Origin of the sequence: Acidovorax sp. BLS4 (assembly GCF_032929295.1) — a bacterium.
Lineage (GTDB): Bacteria > Pseudomonadota > Gammaproteobacteria > Burkholderiales > Burkholderiaceae_C > Paracidovorax.
In genome coordinates this window covers 1,066,420-1,081,963 of record NZ_CP136797.1, presented here as the reverse complement: position 1 = coordinate 1,081,963, position 15,544 = coordinate 1,066,420, and the positions used below count along the sequence as shown (strand labels likewise).

Genomic DNA, 15,544 nt, shown 5'->3' with positions numbered 1-15,544 from the left:
ACTCCGAGACGGTTTGGAACCCTGGCTGGATGCGATGGACGAACTGTAAAAGTGCCCCCTCGGGGCAGGCGTAGTCATCCGGGGGCAGCACGCGTCAGCCCAGGCCTACGGTTGATAAGGACAAAAAAAAGGGGCGTGCAGTGCACGCCCCTTTCGGCTATGAGCCCATGCGCTCAGTGCGCCAGATGCAGCCCGCATTCGCGGTTGTCCTCGCCCTTCGTCGGGTCCACGTAGTCGAAGTTGTTGGGCAGTTGGTGGGCCACGAGGTATTCGTACAGGTCCTTGGACGACCAATGCAGCAGCGGTGCGACCTTGAGCAGGCCGTCGGGGTTGATGCTCACCGGGTCCATCTGCGCGCGCACGGCCGTGTCGGTGGCGCGCAGCGCGGTGAACCACACCTGCGGCGCGGTCTCGCGCAGCGCGCGGGCGAAGGGCTCGAGCTTGACCTCTTCGGTGAAAGCGGCATGCCGCGGATCGTCGAGCGCGGGGACCGGGCCTTCGACGGCCTCGCGGTGGGCGCGCGATCGGCGTGGCAGGTAGATCGACAGGTTCAGGCCGAGCTGCCGGGTCACCTCGTCGGCGAACTGGTAAGTGGCCTCGGTGTTGTAGCCGTTGTCCATCCACACCACCGGCACGTCGGGCCGGGCCCGCGTGACCATGTGCAGGATGACGGCCTCGAACGGCCGGAAATTGGTGGTGACGATGGTGGGCCGGCCCAGGCCCACGGCCCAGTCCACGAGGCCCTGGGCGTCCTTGCCGAGTTCGGCGTTGATTCTTGCGAGGTCGATGCTGCTCATTCCATGCTCCAACGGGACCGGGCGCGAGCGGCCCGGTGGGACGGGCGATTGTGCCTTTTGCTCCGCAGGGCCGCAGCCGGCCGGCCACGCGCCCCTGCCGCCCGGCGGGGCACCGGAGCGCCGCAGTACGGCAAAAATACAACAATAAGAATCATTCCCATTCTCTTTTTATAATCGGCGTTCCATGCCGCACCCCGCCTCGCTTCCCCCGCCGCCCGAGCCCCTGCTGGCCGCCCTGGTGAAGCACTACGAAGACCTGGTGGGATCGCTGCGGCACCGCTTCGGGGACGAGTGCTTTCCGCGCGAGATCGTGAACGACCTGTGCGTGCGGCTGCTCGAGCGTCCGGTGCCCGGCGAGATCGCCAATCCGCTCGCGTTCCTGCGCTGCGTGGCGCGGGACCTGGCCATCGACCGCTACCGCGCCCAGGCCCGGCGCCGCGAGACGGCGCACGAGCACCCCGAGGCGGACGCCCCCGTCCCTTCGGCCGCGCCGCTGTCGCCACCCGAACTGGCGCTGGCCGCCCACCAGCGCCAGCGGGCGCTGCTGGCCGCCATCGAGCAGTTGCCGCAGGCCAGCCGCGAGGCGTTCATCCTCACCAAGCTCTACGGCATGCCGCAGGACGAGGCCGCCCGGCGCATGGGTGTCTCGCGCGGGATGGTGGCCCGGCACCTGGCGCGCGCCCTGCGCGACGTGGAGCCGGTGCTGATCGAGGGCACCGGCCATGCCGCCCGCTGAATCCGCTGCGGCGCCGGCCGCCCGTGCAGCCGGCGCCGGCAACCCTTCCGTGCGCGGCGCGGGCCGCCGAGCCCACTTGCCCATCGACGACGCCCTGGCGCCGTTCGCCGACCTGCTGCGCCAGCACCTGCCCACGCCCGAAGACATCGAGCAGGCGGCGGCCCTGCGCCGCGAGCGACGCCGGCGTCCCGCGAAAGCCCGCGCGGCGGGCGCGGCCACGGCATTGGCAGTGGCCGCGCTGGCGGGGGTGCTGTGGGCCGATCCGGTGCTGCACCGCGAATCGCTGGCCACCGCCGTGGGCGAGCGGCAGGCCCGGCCGCTGCCCGACGGCAGCACGGTGCGCCTGAACAGCGGCACCCGGGTGGAGGTGGCCCTGCACCTGCGCTCGCGCCGCCTGTCGCTGGCGCACGGCGAGGCCGCCTTCGAAGTCGCCCACGCGCCCTGGCACGCCTGGGCGCCCTGGCTGCAGCGCCCGTTCACCGTGCAGGCGGGCGCGGTGGCGGTGGAGGACATCGGCACCGTCTTCAACATCCGCCGCGACGGGACGGCTGCGGCCGGAGACGCGGCCGATGCCAGCGCCGACATCACCGTGCAGCAGGGCAGCGTGCGCGTGCACGCCGGGACGGGCACGGCGCCGGTGGTGCTGCACGCGGGCCAGGCGCTGCACACCCGGCCGGGCACGGCCTGGCCCGCCCCGGTGGAAGCGGACACCGCCCGCGTCGCCGCGTGGCAAGCCGGCCGGCTGCGGCTGGACGCCACGCCGCTGGCCGACGCCGTGGCCGAGATGCAGCGCCACCGCCGCACGCCCATCACGCTGGCCGACGGGCACGCCGCGGCGCTGCGCATCTCGGGGGAGTTCGACCTGGACCGCATCGACCAGCTGATCGACCTGCTGCCGCGTCTGGCCCCGGTGCGGGTGGACCGCCATGCGGACGGCAGCGTGGTGATCGGTCTGCGCACGGCACATCAAAAACCATAGCAGGATGCCGGCGCATTGATTGCGGTGGTGCCCGTTTCGATGCCCAGTGCCCGGTCTCCGGCCGAAGGGCCGCCGCTGGCCATTCATTGATTTGGATCGGCGATGTGTACAAACCCGCCCGCCGCATCGGCTCACAGGGGGACGGGCGCGCCCTGCCCGCCCGCCGTCCCTTTTTTTGTGTCTTGACCGATTTCTTTCCAGGAGCCTCCATGCCGATCCCCCAACACCGCCGCCCGCCACACCGCGCCCGCTGGGCCGCGCTGGCCGCCGCGCTGTGCATCGCCGCCACCGCCGCCGCCCAGGCCCAGCCCGTCGCGGTGGACCTGCCCGCCCAGCCCCTGGCGCAGTCATTGAACGCCCTGGCGCGCCAGAGCGGCGTGCAGATCGTGTTCGTCACCGACATCGCCCAGGGCCAGCAGGCGCCGGCGGTGCGGGGCACGCTGGAGGTGCGCGATGCGCTGCAGCGCCTGGTCGCCGGCACCGGGCTGGTGGTGCGCACGCAGGATGCCCGCACCTTCACGGTGGAACGCGCGGGCACCGCCCCCGCCGGTGGCACCCCGGGGGCCGCGGGTGCGGCGGCCGGCGCCACGATGAGCGAGGTGCGCGTGCAGGCGGCGCGTGGCGAGGACACGGCCTACAACGCCGCTTCGTCCGCCAGCGGCACCAAGACCGAGGCCCCGCTGCGCGACGTGCCGCAGACCATCGACGTGGTGCCGCAGCAGGTGATCCGCGACCAGGGCGCGACCTCGATGCAGGACACCCTGCGCAACGTGGCGGGCGTGGGCCTGTCGCATGGCGACGGCCAGCGCGACCAGGTCAGCATCCGCGGCTTCACCAGCATCGGCGACCAGTTCGTGGACGGCTTTCGCGACGACGCGCTGTATTTCCGCGACCTGTCCAACATCGAGCGGGTGGAGGTGGTGAAGGGCCCCGCCGCCGTGCTGTACGGGCGCGGCTCGTCCGGCGGCTTGGTCAACCGCGTGACGAAAAAGCCCGGCACGGACGTGTCCGACATCGCCCTGAGCGTGGGCAGCTGGGCCGACAAGCGCGCCGAGTTCGACGTGGGCCGCGCGCCCGCGGGCAGCGACTGGTCCTGGCGCGTCACCGGCGCGGCCGAGGACGCCAACAGCTACCGCAGCCAGCAGTTCCTGGAGCGCCAGGCCATCGCCCCTTCGGTGCTGTGGAAGCCCGACGGCGCCACTTCGCTCATGCTGCAGGCCGACTACCTGCACGACAAGCGCGTGACCGACTTCGGCATCCCGGCCTACCAGGGCCGCCCGGTCAACGTGCCCGCGGGCACCTATTTCGGCTCGGCCAACGCGCGCGATGCGGACACGTCCGAGTCCACGGTCAGCTCGTTCACCGCCACGTTCAGCCACCGCTTTTCCGATACGCTGCGCGTGCGCAACGCCCTGCGCTACTACCACTACGACCTGGACCGCCAGAACACCCTGCCCGCGGGCACCACGAACGAGGCCGCGGGCACCGTGGCGCTCACGCGCTCGGGCGTGGACCGGCGCGAGCGCGGCGTGTTCAACCAGACCGAGCTGATCCAGAACCTGCGCACCGGCAGCGTCGCGCACGAGGTGCTTTACGGCCTGGAGCTGGGCCAGCAGAACAAGGATGCGGTCTCGTTCACCGGCGGCACACTGGGCAACGTGAACCTGTGGAACCCGGTGCTGCCGGTGGCGCCGCTCAACGGCGGCGGGGCCGTGTCGGCCAGCGCGCTGAACCGCTACCTGACACGCGCGTTCTACGTGCAGGACCAGATCACGCTGTCGCCCGAGTGGAAGGTGCTGGCCGGCCTGCGCTACGACCGCTTCGGCCAGGAAACCGACAACCGCCTGGCGGGCCAGAGCGACTTCGAGCGCACGGACACCACCTGGAGCCCGCGCGCGGGCCTGGTGTGGCAGCCCACGGCGGCACAGTCGTACTACGTGTCGGTGAGCCGTTCCTACCAGCCCTCGGCCGAGATGTTCGCGCTGTCTGCCACCAACACGGCCATCCAGCCCGAGCAGACGACCAACTACGAAGTGGGTGCCAAGCTCGACCTGCTGGACGGCCGCGCCACGGCCACGGCCTCCCTGTTCCAGCTGGAGCGCACCGACATCAAGACCACCGACCCGGCACAGCCCACCCGGCTGATCCCCATCGGCACGCAGCGCACGCGCGGGCTGGAGCTGTCGCTGGCGGGCGAACTGGCGGCGGGCCTGCAGGCCACGCTGAGCTACGCGCTGCTGGACACGCGCATCACCCGCTCCACGGCCACCGACGCCGGCCAGGCGGTGCAGGGCAAACGCGCCACGATCACGCCGCGCAACGCGTTCTCGGCGTGGCTCACGCAGCGCCTGGGCGACAACTGGAGCGTGGGCGGCGGCATCAACTACGTGGGTGACCGCTTCGCCAACCCGGGCAACACGGTGACCTTGCCGTCGTACGTGGTGGTGGACGCGATGGCGCAGTACCGCATCGGCAAGGCGACCACGGTGCAGCTGAACCTGCGCAACCTGTTCGACCGCAACTACATCGTCTCGGCCCACGGCAGCAGCCCCAATCTGAACCTGCCGGGTGCACCGCGCAATGCGACGCTGACGCTGCGGCATAGCTTCTGACCGGGCGGGCGCCGCGGGCGCAGCGCCGGTAGCAGGCCGAAACGAGACGGGTCAGCGCCCCATCTGCTCCAGCCATTGCCCGATGTCCTGCGCGGCCTGGGCCGTGGCGTCGGCCAGGGCGCGGGTGCCGCCGGGCGCATCGGCCGTGGCGGCGGGGCGCTGGACCAGGAACACGCGCTGGGCCAGCAGCTTCTCGCCGGCCGGCGTGGACTCGGCGATGGATACGCGCAGCCGCACCAGTCCCACGCTGGTGGCCGGGGCGCTGAACACGTGGCTGAACTCCTCGATCTCCAGGCGCAGAATGGCCGGCAGGGCGCCGCCCTCCAGGATCTGCGCGGCGCCTTCGTCGCCTGTCAGCACGGCGCGGCGCAGGCCCAGCTGGTCGCGCACGGCCTTTTGCACCAGCTGCGCGGGCGGCTGGCTCCAGCGCGCCTGGTTGTAGGGGCGCAGGCGGCGCGCGTCGTCGTAGGCCAGGCGGTACAGCACGGCGGTGCTGCCCTCGACGGGGCCGGTGGTGGTCACGTCGGCCAGGGCCAGGGGCGGCAGCGGCGCGCGGCGGTCCGAGGGCGCGGCCTCCATCAGGCCGGGGCCGAAGTCGTAGACCTCGGCGCGCACGGGCGGTGCGGGCAGCGCCGAGCAGCCGGCCAGCAGGGCGGCGAATGCCAGGCCAAAAACGGCTCCAGCACAATGAAAACGCCGGCGTTTAGCTATCATTTTAATAGTATCCATGGCAAGCCCTCTCAAGGTTTGGCGGCAGCAGGCGCCTCGAAGCCGGGCTCGCCCGGCCCGCCGGCGGCGGTGCCCGATCCGTAGATGAGCGACTGCGGGTTGTCGCTGATGGTGCTGGCGGTGCGGCCCAGGCGGCGCACGGCGCGCGAGGTCTCGTCGGCGGCGTGGTTCAGGCGCGGCAGCGTGACGCGGCCGAAGCGGTCGGCGGCGGTGGCCAGCGACTTGGAGCCCTCGGCGATCTGGTCGATGGGGCCACCCTCGGCGCTCAGCTGCTTGACGGCGGCGCCCACTTCGTTGGCCGCGGCGGAGGCGCTGCTGCCGGCCTGGCGCAGCGCCTGCAGCGTCTCGCGCGCATCGCTGGCCACGCCGGGCACGGCGGCCAGCGCGGGGTCGAGCCGCTGCACCACGGTGGTGTCCAGGCGCTTCATCAGCGCGCTGGCGTTGCCGGCGGCCTGGCCCAGGTTGTCGATGGCGGTGGCGATGCGCTTTTGGTTGTCGTCGCTCAGCAGGTCGTTGATGCGGCCCGTGGCCTCTTCCACCTGCGAGAGGATGGCGGGCCCCTGCTCGGCCAGTTGGCCGAACGGCGAGGTCTTGAGGGGCAGGCGCGGCAGGCCGCTCGATCCCTTGGGCAGCGGCGGCTCGGCCTGCTGGCCATCGTCCAGCAGCACGTGGGCCAGGCCCGTCACGCCCTGGTAGCCCAGCACGGCGAAGGTGGCCGGGGTGATGGGCGCCTGGTCGCTCACGGCGATGCGGATCAGCACGTTGCCGGCCACGTCGGGGTCGAAGCCGATGCGCACCACCTTGCCCACCGCCACGCCCTTGTAGCGCACGGCGGCCTGCGGCTGCAGCCCGCCCACGCTCTGCTTGCTGGACAGCTCGTAGAGCTGGTAGCTGGTGTTGTCGCGGGTGAGCCACAGGCCCAGGCCCGCCAGCAGGGCCGCCACGACGACCACGAAGATGCCCGCAGCGAGGGCGTGGGACTTGTTTTCCATCAGGCGTCCTTGGTCGAGGGCGAAGCCGGTGCGGGCGCCATGGCGCGCCGGCCGCGTTCGCCGAGAAAGAAATGTTGAATGAACGGGTGGTCGAAGTGCACGACCTCCTGCGGGGGGCCGGAGACGATGACCTTCTTTTCGGCCAGCACAGCCACGCGCGTGCTGAGCGCGAACAGCGTGTCCAGGTCGTGCGTGACCATCACCACGGTCAGGCCCAGGGCGGCGCGCAGCTCGCGCAGCAGTTCGCAGAAATCGTCGGAGCTGTTGGGGTCCAGGCCCGCGGTGGGCTCGTCCAGCAGCAGCAGGGGCGGATCCATGATGAGCGCGCGCGCCAGGGCCACGCGCTTGATCATGCCGCCCGACAGGTCGGCCGGCATGCGCGTGGCGTGCTCGGGCTTCAGCCCCACCATCTGCAGCTTGACCATGGCCGCATCGCAGACCAGATCGCCCGGCAGCGTGCCCTGCTCGCGCAGCGCGAAAGCCACGTTGTCGAGCACGTTGAAGGCGGAAAACAGCGCGCCTTGCTGGAACAGCATGCCCACGCGGCTGGCGGCGCCGGCGCGGCCCATCTCGGCGGCGGGGCGGCCCAGCACCGTCACCTCGCCCTTGGCAGGCCGCGTGAGGCCCAGCATCTGGCGCAGCAGCACGGTCTTGCCCGTGCCCGAGCCGCCCACCAGGGCCAGCATTTCGCCGCGGCGCACGGTGAGGTCGAGGTTCTCGTGCACGGCGAAGGCCTCCTTGCCCTTGCCGAACACGGTGGACAGCCCCTTGATCTCGACCACCGGCGGCGCGTCGGCGGGCGGGGCCTGCGGCGCGGTGTGCGCGGCGGGGGCGGGGATGAGCGAGGTGTCGTCCATGGCGTCAGATCCCGAGATTCTTGAACGCGATGGCGAACAGCGCGTCCACGATGATCACCATGGTGATGGAGCTCACCACCGAAGCCGTCGTGCCCTCGCCCAGGCTCTGCGTGTTGGGCTTGACGCGCAGGCCCCAGTGGCAGCCGATGAGCGCGATGGACACGCCGAACACCACCGACTTGGCCACCGCCATCACCAGGTTGGGAAAGCTCACCGCGTTGGGCAGCGCCTGCACGAAGTAGGCGGGCGACACGCCCAGCGCGAGGTCGGCCGCGAGCATGCCGCCAGCCAGCGCGCACAGCGTGGTCCACACGGCGATCAGCGGCATGGCCACGGCCAGCGCCACGGCGCGCGGCATGACGAGGCGAAAGCCGTGCGGAATGCCCATGACGCGCATGGCGTCGAGTTCCTCGGTGACGCGCATCACGCCGATCTGCGCCGTGATGGCCGAGCCCGAGCGCCCTGCCACGAGGATGGCCGCGAGCATGGGCCCCAGCTCGCGGATCAATGAAATGCCCAGGATGTTGACGATGAACGACTCGGCGCCGAACTGCCGCAGCTGCAGCGACATCAGGTAGGCCAGCACCACGCCGATGAGAAAGCCCACGATGGCCGTGATGGGCATCGCCGTGGCGCCCATGCGGTACAGGTGGCCCGACATGTCGCGCCAGGGCGCGCGGCGCGGCGAGCGGGCGGCCCGGAAGATGTCGATGAAGAGCTGCCCCACCAGTTCGAGCAGGTGGCGCATGTGGGACAGGGCGTGCAGCACCTGCACGCCGAGCCGGTCCACCTGCTCGGCCAGCCGCCAGGGTGTGTCGGGCGGGCGGGTGGTGCTGAATTCGGCCACGCGCTCGAGCATGTCGCGCTGGCTGTCGTCGAGCGCCAGCCGCTCGGGCCAGTCGCGGCCCCAGTGGTTCCACAGCAGCTGCGCGCCCACGTGGTCCAGCCATTGCAGGCTGCGCAGGTCCCAGCCGATGGCCGGGCCGCCCCGCGTTTCGGACAGCTGGGCCGACAGGGCGCGCCAGTGGCGGCGCGTGCCCAGTTCCGCCGCACCCCAGCGGCCGTGCAACACCGCACAGGGGCCGTCGGGCGTGTCGTCTCGGGTGATGCGGGGCTGGCTGTCGTCTTCGGTCATGGAGGGGGGCGGGAGAAGCTGTGCATGGTAGCGGAGCGGATGGGCCCGGGCGCGTCAGCGCAGAACGCGTCCCTGCGCAGGGCACGGGCCGCGTGAATTATGATCAAAATGCCCTCCAGCACAATATCTTCTAGGGCATATAGCTACAAAAATAATAGCAATTGGCTGTTTCCCTATCGACAGCGGCACGGCGCTACGCACAATGGACCGGCACTGCCGCAATGCCCCGGGAACGTGTTCAACGTCCAACAGCCTCCATGAGCGACACCACTTTCGACTACATCATCATCGGCGGCGGCACGGCCGGCGCCCTGCTGTGCAACCGCCTGAGCGCCGGCGGCCGCCACCGCGTGCTCCTCATCGAGGCCGGCCGCAAGGACGACTACCACTGGATCCACATCCCGGTCGGCTACCTGTACTGCATCGGCAACCCGCGCACCGACTGGCTGTACCACACCGAGCCCGACGCGGGCCTGAACGGCCGCAGCCTGCGCTACCCGCGCGGCAAGACGCTGGGCGGCTGCAGCAGCATCAACGGCATGATCTACATGCGCGGCCAGGCGCGCGACTACGACCAGTGGGCCGAGATCACGGGCGACGACGCCTGGCGCTGGGAACACGCCCTGCCCTATTTCCGCCGCCACGAGGACCACTGGCGCCTGGACCAGCCCGCGTCCGCGACCGAGGCCTTCAAGCGCCTGCACGGCAGCAAGACCACCGGCAGCACCGGCGAGTGGCGCGTGGAAAAGCAGCGCCTGCGCTGGGACGTGCTGGACGCCTTCGCCCAGGCGGCGCAGCAGGCCGGCATTCCGGCCACCGACGATTTCAACGGCGGCGACAACGAAGGCGTGGGCTACTTCGAGGTCAACCAGAAGGCCGGATGGCGTTGGAACACCGCCAAGGCCTTCCTGCGCCCCACCTGCTACGGGCGGCCCAACTTCGAGATGTGGACCGCCGCACAGGCCACCCGGCTGCTGATCGACACGCAGCCCGACGGCTCGCGCCGCTGCACCGGCGTGCAGGTGTGGACCGGCGAGGAGATGGTCACTGCCCACGCCACGCGCGAGGTGGTGCTGAGCGCGGGCGCGGTCAACTCGCCGCAGCTGCTGCAGCTGTCGGGCATCGGCCCGGCGGCGCTGCTGCGCCAGCACGGCATCGACGTGGTGCACGACCTGCCCGGCGTGGGCGCCAACCTGCAGGACCACCTGCAGATCCGCGCGGTGTTCAAGGTGAACGGCGTGCCCACGCTCAACATGCTGGCCGGCAGCTGGCTGGGCAAGGCGAAGATCGGGCTCGAATACGCCTTCAAGCGCAGCGGGCCCATGAGCATGGCGCCGTCGCAGCTGGGCGCCTTCACGCGCAGCTCGCCCGACCAGGCCCACCCCAACCTCGAATACCACGTGCAGCCGCTGTCGCTGGAGGCCTTCGGCGAACCGCTGCACGCCTTTCCCGCCTTCACCGCCAGCGTGTGCAACCTGAACCCCACCAGCCGGGGCACCGTGCACATCAAGGGCCCCGACTTCCGCACCGCGCCGGCCATCGCGCCCAACTACCTGAGCACGCCCGAGGACCGCCAGGTCGCCGCCGACAGCCTGCGCGTGACGCGCCGCATCGTCGCCCAGCCGGCGCTGGCGCCCTACCGGCCCGAGGAATGGAAGCCCGGCGTGCAGTTCGAGACCGACGAGGACCTGGCGCGGCTGGCCGGCGACATCGCCACCACCATCTTCCACCCCGTGGGCACGACGCGCATGGGCCGCGACGGCGACCCGATGGCGGTGCTGGATTCGCAGTTGCGCGTGCGCGGCATCGACGGCCTGCGCGTGGTGGATGCGGGCGCCATGCCCACCATCACCAGCGGCAACACCAACTCGCCCACGCTGATGCTGGCCGAGAAGGCCGCCGAATGGATCCGGCAGGCGGCGCGGGCCGAGGCGCCCGGGGCAGAAGCGGTGGCCGCCGCAACGCGCTGATCCGCCTTGCGGGGACGCGCTCAGCCGCGCTCGGGATCGGCCTGCGGCTCGCGGTGCGGCTGCGCCGTCTTCGCCCAGACCGCCCCCACCGCCGCGGCCGAGCCCGCGAGCCACAGGGCGGAAGACGCCGTCTGCAGCCGCACGGCCTGCCCGGCATCGCGGCCCGACGCCTGGACGGCCGCCGCGCTCAAGCCGGCCGCGGCCAGGTTGGCGATGCCGCTCACGCCCTGCAGCAGCCCCGTGGCCGCATGGGTGGCCCCCGTGCCCACGGCGCCGAGCGCCATCGCCGCGCCGCTCGCGGCCCAGGCACCGGCGGAGCCGTAGGCGATCGCGCGCTGCATCGGCCCCAGCGTGAAGGGGGCGGCGGCGCTCAGCCCGCCCGCCACCACGGCGAAGGCGTTCGCCCCGGTGGTCCAGGCGCGGTACGGCACGTTGCCGACCTCGCCCACCATTGCAGCGCCCGCCCACAGGCTGCCGCTGACCGCCGCCGTGGCCTGCGCGGCGCGGGGCACGGCGGCCAGCCGGGCCGACGCCAGGGACAGCGCCGCCGCGGCGGCATCCACCACCGGGGCGCTCCAGGCCGACGCGGTGCGCACCGCGCTCCAGGGCGATCCGGACGGCCGTGGCGCGGCGGCTTCAGTGGGTACGGCGGCAGCATCTTCCGGGGCGCCGATCCGCTCCACCGCCGGGCCGGCGGGCCGGTCCGTTTCCACCCTCCTGGCGCCCAGCGCCGCCGGTGCCGAGGCGGCCCGGGGCAACAGCGCGGCACGGGGCGACAGGCTCGCACCCGGCTGCGGGGCCGGCGATGCACCGCGGGCCCGCAGGCCGGCTGGGGCGGAAGCGGTTCGGCGCAGCGCAGGCGCGGCGGCAGGCAATGCCGGCCGCGCGGGGGCGGCCGGGCAATGGGCGGCCAGGGCCGCCGGCGCGGAGAGGGTGCGGCGAAGCGAAAGATCGGTCATGGCGAACAGGCCTTGGAGAGGGAAGCGAAACGCCCGCCGATTGAATCAAAACGCGCATCAATGCCCCGTAAAAACCAACGGCTGCCGCGCCCGTGCTTCGCCCATCCCGCAGGAGCTTCGCCACGCTGCCCCAGAACGGGGTGCGGGAAACCACCAATGCACCAGCAGGGTGCACTCGTTACAGTTCAACCACTCGAAAACGCGCCCGTCGCGTCGAACGAGGGGACCGAGGAGACATCTCGAAGTCGAACAAACCATTCCGAGCATCCCCCTATAAGATGCCTTTTTTACAAAGCGCCGGCGACCCCGGCGCTTTTTCTTTGCCCGTTCCCTTGGCCGGTTCGCTGCGCGCCGGCACGCACGAATCGCCCCTTCGTCCCCGTTCCGCCCTGCGGCAGCCCCGACAATCGGGGGATGGAATGGATCATTGTTTCTCTGGCGTCGCTGCTGGCCGGCTTCGTGGACGCTATCGTCGGGGGCGGCGGCCTCATCCTCGTGCCCGCCCTGTTCGCCACGTTTCCCAACGCACCGCCCGCCACGCTGCTGGGCACCAACAAAAGCGCCTCCATCTGGGGCACGGGCATCGCCACCTGGCAGTACAGCCGCCGCGTGCAGATGCGCTGGCAGGCGATGCTGCCGGCCGCCGCGGCGGGCTTCATCGGGGCGTTTGCCGGCGCCTGGACGGTGACGGTGATCTCGGCGGATTCGCTGCGCAAGCTGCTGCCGCTGATCCTGCTGGCCGTGCTGCTGTACACGCTGGCCCGCAAGGACCTGGGGCGCCACCACACCCCGCGCTTCGAGGGCCGGATCGAGACACGCCTGGCCTGCGCCATCGGGCTGGTGGTGGGTTTCTACGACGGCTTCTTCGGGCCGGGCACGGGCAGCTTCTTCGTCTTCCTGTTCGTGCGGCTGCTGGGCTACGACTTCCTGAACGCCTCGGTGTCGGCCAAGCTGCTGAACCTGGCCACCAACGTGGCGGCCATCATCCTGTTCGCGGCCAAGGGGCACGTGTGGTGGCACTTCGCGGTGCCACTGGCGGTGGCCAACGTGGTGGGCAGCGTCATCGGCACGCACATGGCGCTCAAGCACGGCACGGGCTTCGTGCGCGGCATCTTCATCGTGGTGGTCAGCGCGCTCATTCTCAAGACGGGCTACGACGCCTTCCTGCGCTGAGAAAAAAAGCCCAAGCGGGCCCGTTTTTTTGCGCTCCGGCTCAGGGTTTGCGGGTGTGCATGGCCTCATGCACGCCTTTTATAATGTGGCAATCCCGTGACTGCCCGTCCCGCGGGCGGCCCACTGGCCGCTGGCTCCGGCTTCGCTAACCGCCAAGCCGGATTTTTTGTACCTGAAACCACCCTGCGCAGGAACAACAGAGATGAAGATGTTCAAGACGATCGCCACCGTAGTGGCAATGTGTGCCGCTTTTTCCGTGCAGGCCCGCACGCTGGAGGCCGTCAAGAAGGACGGCAAGATCATCATCGCCACCGAAGGCCAGTTCGCGCCCTTCAACTATTTCCAGGGCACCCAGCTCACCGGCTTCGAGATCGAAGTGGCCAACCTGGTCGCCAAGAAGATGGGCCTGAAGGTCGAATGGAAGACGCTGGGCTTCGATGCCCTGCTGACCGGCCTGGCGCAGGACCGCTGGGATGCCGTCATCGCCTCGCACGGCGTGACCGAAGAGCGCGCCAAGGCCGTCACCTTCGCCACGCCCCACTACTGCTCGGGCGGCATGATCATCGCCACCGACCCCAAGATCCGCACCGCCAAGGACCTCACCGGCAAGATCGTCGCCGTGCAGACCGGCACCAGCTACCTGGAGAACGTGCAGAAGGTTGCCGGCATCAAGGAAATGAAGAACTTCCCCACCGACGTGGACGCCCGCAGCGCGCTCACCTCCAAGCGCGTCGATGCCTGGGTGACCGACAAGTTCGTGGCCAAGGAAGTGGTCGCCAAGAACCCCAAGGCGGGCCTGAAGCTGGGCGACATGCTCTTCATCGAGAAGATCGCACCCGCCGTCTCCAAGGGCAACACCGGCCTGGCCGACGCATGGAACAAGGCCTTTGCCGAAGTGCTGGCCGATGGCAGCTACGCCGCCGTGTCCCAGAAGTACTTCAACGAAGACGTCCGCTGCGCGCCATAAGCCGCGGCGCCGGCTTCGGACCGCCTTCCTTCCATGCTCAATGCTCTGTGGCCACAGCACTGGACGCGCCAGCACCGCAGCAATGCGACGCTGGTCTCCGCCCTGCTGCTGATGGTGTTGGCGCTGGCCCTGCTGGGCCAGCTGCTTTCCTTCCTGCCTGACCCGATCGGACCGAACGCCCAGGCGTTCTCCGACGGCGCGCGCACCACGCTGTGGCTCACCCTGGTGAGCGGCAGCGTGGGCCTGGTGCTGGGCACCAGCGCCGCGCTGGCCCGCACCTCGCGCTGGATCGCGCTGCGCTGGGTCGCCGGGTTCTACATCTGGGTCATCCGCGGCACGCCGCTGCTGGTGCAGATCCTCTTCGTGTACTTCGCGCTGCCGGTGCTGGTGCCGGGGCTGAACCTGCCCGACTTCGCCGCCGCCGTGGTGGCGCTGGGCCTGAACGTGGGTGCCTACAACGCCGAGGCGGTGCGCGCCGGACTGCTGGCCGTGCCGCGCGGGCAGACCGAGGCGGCGCGGGCCCTGGGCCTGTCGCGCCTGCACGTGTTCTTCGACGTGGTGTTTCCGCAGGCCTTCAAGATCTCGCTGCCCCCGCTGGTGAGCAACTTCGTGGCGCTGCTCAAGGACTCGTCGCTGGCCTACGCCATCGGCGTGGTGGAGCTGACCAACGTGGGCAACCGCATCCAGTCGGCGACCTTCCAGCCCATCGCGACGCTCTCCACCGTGGCCATCGCCTACCTGCTGCTGACCACGCTGGTCACGCAGATCTCCAACGCCGTCGAATACCGCTTCGACGTGGAAGGACGGGCGCAATGAGCCAGGCCACGCCCTACATCGTCGCCGACTGCGTGTGCAAGTCGTTCGGCGCGCACCAGGTGCTCAAGGAGGTGTCCACCACCTTCAACACCGGCGAGGTGACGGTCATCATCGGCGCCTCGGGCTCGGGCAAGAGCACGCTGCTGCGGGCCATCAACCGGCTGGAGCCCCACGACAGCGGCCGCATCACCATCGGCGGCACCGAGGTGACGGACGACCAGCGCACGCTGCAAAAGCAGCGCAGCGAGGTCGGCATGGTGTTCCAGCAGTTCAACCTGTTCGGCCACATGAGCGTGCTGGACAACGTGACGCTGGCGCCCCGCCGCATCCACCGCACCCCGCGCGCCAAGGCCAACGAACAGGCCATGGCGCTGCTCAAGCGCGTGGGCATGCAGGACCATGCGCACAAGTACCCGTGGCAGCTGTCGGGCGGGCAGCAGCAGCGCGTGGCGATCGCCCGCGCGCTGGCCATGGCGCCCAAGGTGATGCTGTTCGACGAACCCACCTCCGCCCTCGACCCCGAGATGGTGCAGGAGGTGCTGGACGTCATGCGCGAACTGGCCCGTGGCGGCATGACCATGATCGTGGTCACGCACGAGATGGGCTTTGCGCGCGAGGTGGCCGACCGCGTGATGTTCTTCGACCAGGGCCGCATCGCGCACGACGCGCCGCCAGCCGAGTTCTTCGGCAACCCCGCCAGCGACCGCATCCGCGCCTTCATCGGCCGCATGGGTGCGTGAACCGGGGAGGCGCACGCCTCCCCTTCCCGCCGGGCCACTGGCTTTTTCCGGCCCGCGCGCTCATCGGGTGCGCGGGCGCCTT

General features: G+C 70.8%; 14 protein-coding genes. 8 read left to right on the top strand and 6 right to left on the bottom strand.

Annotated elements, in window-relative coordinates:
• Positions 1 to 173: 173 nt before the first annotated feature.
• Complete coding sequence (locus R1Z03_RS05060) at positions 174 to 797, bottom strand: phosphoadenosine phosphosulfate reductase family protein (protein ID WP_272565862.1); 624 nt, start codon at positions 795 to 797, stop codon at positions 174 to 176.
• Between the two features lie 184 nt (positions 798 to 981).
• Between R1Z03_RS05060 and R1Z03_RS05055 the strand changes: the two genes are divergently transcribed.
• The 3 genes from R1Z03_RS05055 (at position 982) to R1Z03_RS05045 (ending at position 5,124) form a co-directional block, all read left to right on the top strand.
• Complete coding sequence (locus R1Z03_RS05055; RefSeq protein ID WP_284427605.1) at positions 982 to 1,533, top strand: RNA polymerase sigma factor; 552 nt, start codon at positions 982 to 984, stop codon at positions 1,531 to 1,533.
• Positions 1,520 to 2,512, top strand: a complete 993-nt coding sequence (locus R1Z03_RS05050) for a FecR domain-containing protein (protein WP_317357395.1) — start codon at positions 1,520 to 1,522, stop codon at positions 2,510 to 2,512. Before R1Z03_RS05055 ends, R1Z03_RS05050 begins: the two co-directional genes overlap by 14 nt.
• Before the next feature lie 209 nt (positions 2,513 to 2,721).
• Positions 2,722 to 5,124 carry a TonB-dependent siderophore receptor gene (locus R1Z03_RS05045; protein ID WP_317357393.1) on the top strand — a complete coding sequence of 801 codons (2,403 nt, stop codon included), beginning with the start codon at positions 2,722 to 2,724 and terminating at the stop codon, positions 5,122 to 5,124.
• 51 nt (positions 5,125 to 5,175) lie between these two features.
• On the opposite strand, the gene R1Z03_RS05040 is transcribed toward R1Z03_RS05045, so the two are convergent.
• Genes R1Z03_RS05040 through R1Z03_RS05025 form a run of 4 tightly spaced genes read right to left on the bottom strand, consistent with a single transcriptional unit; the run spans position 5,176 to position 8,837 of the window.
• Positions 5,176 to 5,838, bottom strand: coding sequence for an ABC-type transport auxiliary lipoprotein family protein (locus R1Z03_RS05040; protein ID WP_317357391.1), 663 nt, complete (start codon positions 5,836 to 5,838; stop codon positions 5,176 to 5,178).
• A 26-nt stretch (positions 5,839 to 5,864) separates the two neighbouring features.
• Positions 5,865 to 6,845: an MlaD family protein gene (locus R1Z03_RS05035; RefSeq protein ID WP_284407833.1), complete on the bottom strand. Its 981-nt coding sequence runs from the start codon at positions 6,843 to 6,845 to the stop codon at positions 5,865 to 5,867.
• Complete coding sequence (locus R1Z03_RS05030) at positions 6,845 to 7,702, bottom strand: ABC transporter ATP-binding protein (RefSeq protein ID WP_272549709.1); 858 nt, start codon at positions 7,700 to 7,702, stop codon at positions 6,845 to 6,847. Before R1Z03_RS05030 ends, R1Z03_RS05035 begins: the two co-directional genes overlap by 1 nt.
• Positions 7,703 to 7,706: 4 nt before the next feature.
• Positions 7,707 to 8,837, bottom strand: coding sequence for an ABC transporter permease (locus tag R1Z03_RS05025; protein ID WP_284410588.1), 1,131 nt, complete (start codon positions 8,835 to 8,837; stop codon positions 7,707 to 7,709).
• Between the two features lie 257 nt (positions 8,838 to 9,094).
• Between R1Z03_RS05025 and R1Z03_RS05020 the strand changes: the two genes are divergently transcribed.
• A complete protein-coding gene (locus tag R1Z03_RS05020; RefSeq protein WP_317357386.1) occupies positions 9,095 to 10,807 on the top strand; it encodes a GMC family oxidoreductase N-terminal domain-containing protein in 1,713 nt (570 codons plus the stop codon).
• A 20-nt stretch (positions 10,808 to 10,827) separates the two neighbouring features.
• Here the strand turns inward: R1Z03_RS05020 and R1Z03_RS05015 are convergent, their stop codons facing one another.
• On the bottom strand, positions 10,828 to 11,766 hold the full coding sequence (locus R1Z03_RS05015) for a hypothetical protein (RefSeq protein WP_317357383.1): 939 nt from the start codon (positions 11,764 to 11,766) through the stop codon (positions 10,828 to 10,830).
• A gap of 414 nt (positions 11,767 to 12,180) precedes the next feature.
• On the opposite strand from R1Z03_RS05015, the gene R1Z03_RS05010 reads away from it, so the two are divergent.
• The 4 genes from R1Z03_RS05010 to R1Z03_RS04995 all read left to right on the top strand — a co-directional run bounded on the left by R1Z03_RS05010 (position 12,181) and on the right by R1Z03_RS04995 (position 15,462).
• Complete coding sequence (locus tag R1Z03_RS05010) at positions 12,181 to 12,939, top strand: TSUP family transporter (protein WP_284394620.1); 759 nt, start codon at positions 12,181 to 12,183, stop codon at positions 12,937 to 12,939.
• 202 nt (positions 12,940 to 13,141) lie between these two features.
• A complete protein-coding gene (locus tag R1Z03_RS05005; RefSeq protein ID WP_272565884.1) occupies positions 13,142 to 13,906 on the top strand; it encodes an ABC transporter substrate-binding protein in 765 nt (254 codons plus the stop codon).
• A gap of 33 nt (positions 13,907 to 13,939) precedes the next feature.
• Positions 13,940 to 14,722, top strand: coding sequence for an amino acid ABC transporter permease (locus R1Z03_RS05000; protein WP_317357379.1), 783 nt, complete (start codon positions 13,940 to 13,942; stop codon positions 14,720 to 14,722).
• The gene (locus tag R1Z03_RS04995; protein WP_272565886.1) at positions 14,719 to 15,462 is read left to right on the top strand and encodes an amino acid ABC transporter ATP-binding protein; all 744 of its coding nucleotides are present in this window, start codon (positions 14,719 to 14,721) and stop codon (positions 15,460 to 15,462) included. Before R1Z03_RS05000 ends, R1Z03_RS04995 begins: the two co-directional genes overlap by 4 nt.
• Positions 15,463 to 15,544: the final 82 nt, after the last annotated feature.

Excerpts from the sequence above, each read along its gene's own strand:
- R1Z03_RS05060 (WP_272565862.1), bottom strand. The coding sequence starts at position 797 with ATGAGCAGCATCGACCTCGCAAGAATCAACGCCGAACTCGGCAAGGAC.
- R1Z03_RS05055 (WP_284427605.1), top strand. The coding sequence starts at position 982 with ATGCCGCACCCCGCCTCGCTTCCCCCGCCGCCCGAGCCCCTGCTGGCC.
- R1Z03_RS05050 (WP_317357395.1), top strand. The coding sequence starts at position 1,520 with ATGCCGCCCGCTGAATCCGCTGCGGCGCCGGCCGCCCGTGCAGCCGGC.
- R1Z03_RS05045 (WP_317357393.1), top strand. The coding sequence starts at position 2,722 with ATGCCGATCCCCCAACACCGCCGCCCGCCACACCGCGCCCGCTGGGCC.
- R1Z03_RS05040 (WP_317357391.1), bottom strand. The coding sequence starts at position 5,838 with ATGATAGCTAAACGCCGGCGTTTTCATTGTGCTGGAGCCGTTTTTGGC.
- R1Z03_RS05035 (WP_284407833.1), bottom strand. The coding sequence starts at position 6,845 with ATGGAAAACAAGTCCCACGCCCTCGCTGCGGGCATCTTCGTGGTCGTC.
- R1Z03_RS05030 (WP_272549709.1), bottom strand. The coding sequence starts at position 7,702 with ATGGACGACACCTCGCTCATCCCCGCCCCCGCCGCGCACACCGCGCCG.
- R1Z03_RS05025 (WP_284410588.1), bottom strand. The coding sequence starts at position 8,837 with ATGACCGAAGACGACAGCCAGCCCCGCATCACCCGAGACGACACGCCC.
- R1Z03_RS05020 (WP_317357386.1), top strand. The coding sequence starts at position 9,095 with ATGAGCGACACCACTTTCGACTACATCATCATCGGCGGCGGCACGGCC.
- R1Z03_RS05015 (WP_317357383.1), bottom strand. The coding sequence starts at position 11,766 with ATGACCGATCTTTCGCTTCGCCGCACCCTCTCCGCGCCGGCGGCCCTG.
- R1Z03_RS05010 (WP_284394620.1), top strand. The coding sequence starts at position 12,181 with ATGGAATGGATCATTGTTTCTCTGGCGTCGCTGCTGGCCGGCTTCGTG.
- R1Z03_RS05005 (WP_272565884.1), top strand. The coding sequence starts at position 13,142 with ATGAAGATGTTCAAGACGATCGCCACCGTAGTGGCAATGTGTGCCGCT.
- R1Z03_RS05000 (WP_317357379.1), top strand. The coding sequence starts at position 13,940 with ATGCTCAATGCTCTGTGGCCACAGCACTGGACGCGCCAGCACCGCAGC.
- R1Z03_RS04995 (WP_272565886.1), top strand. The coding sequence starts at position 14,719 with ATGAGCCAGGCCACGCCCTACATCGTCGCCGACTGCGTGTGCAAGTCG.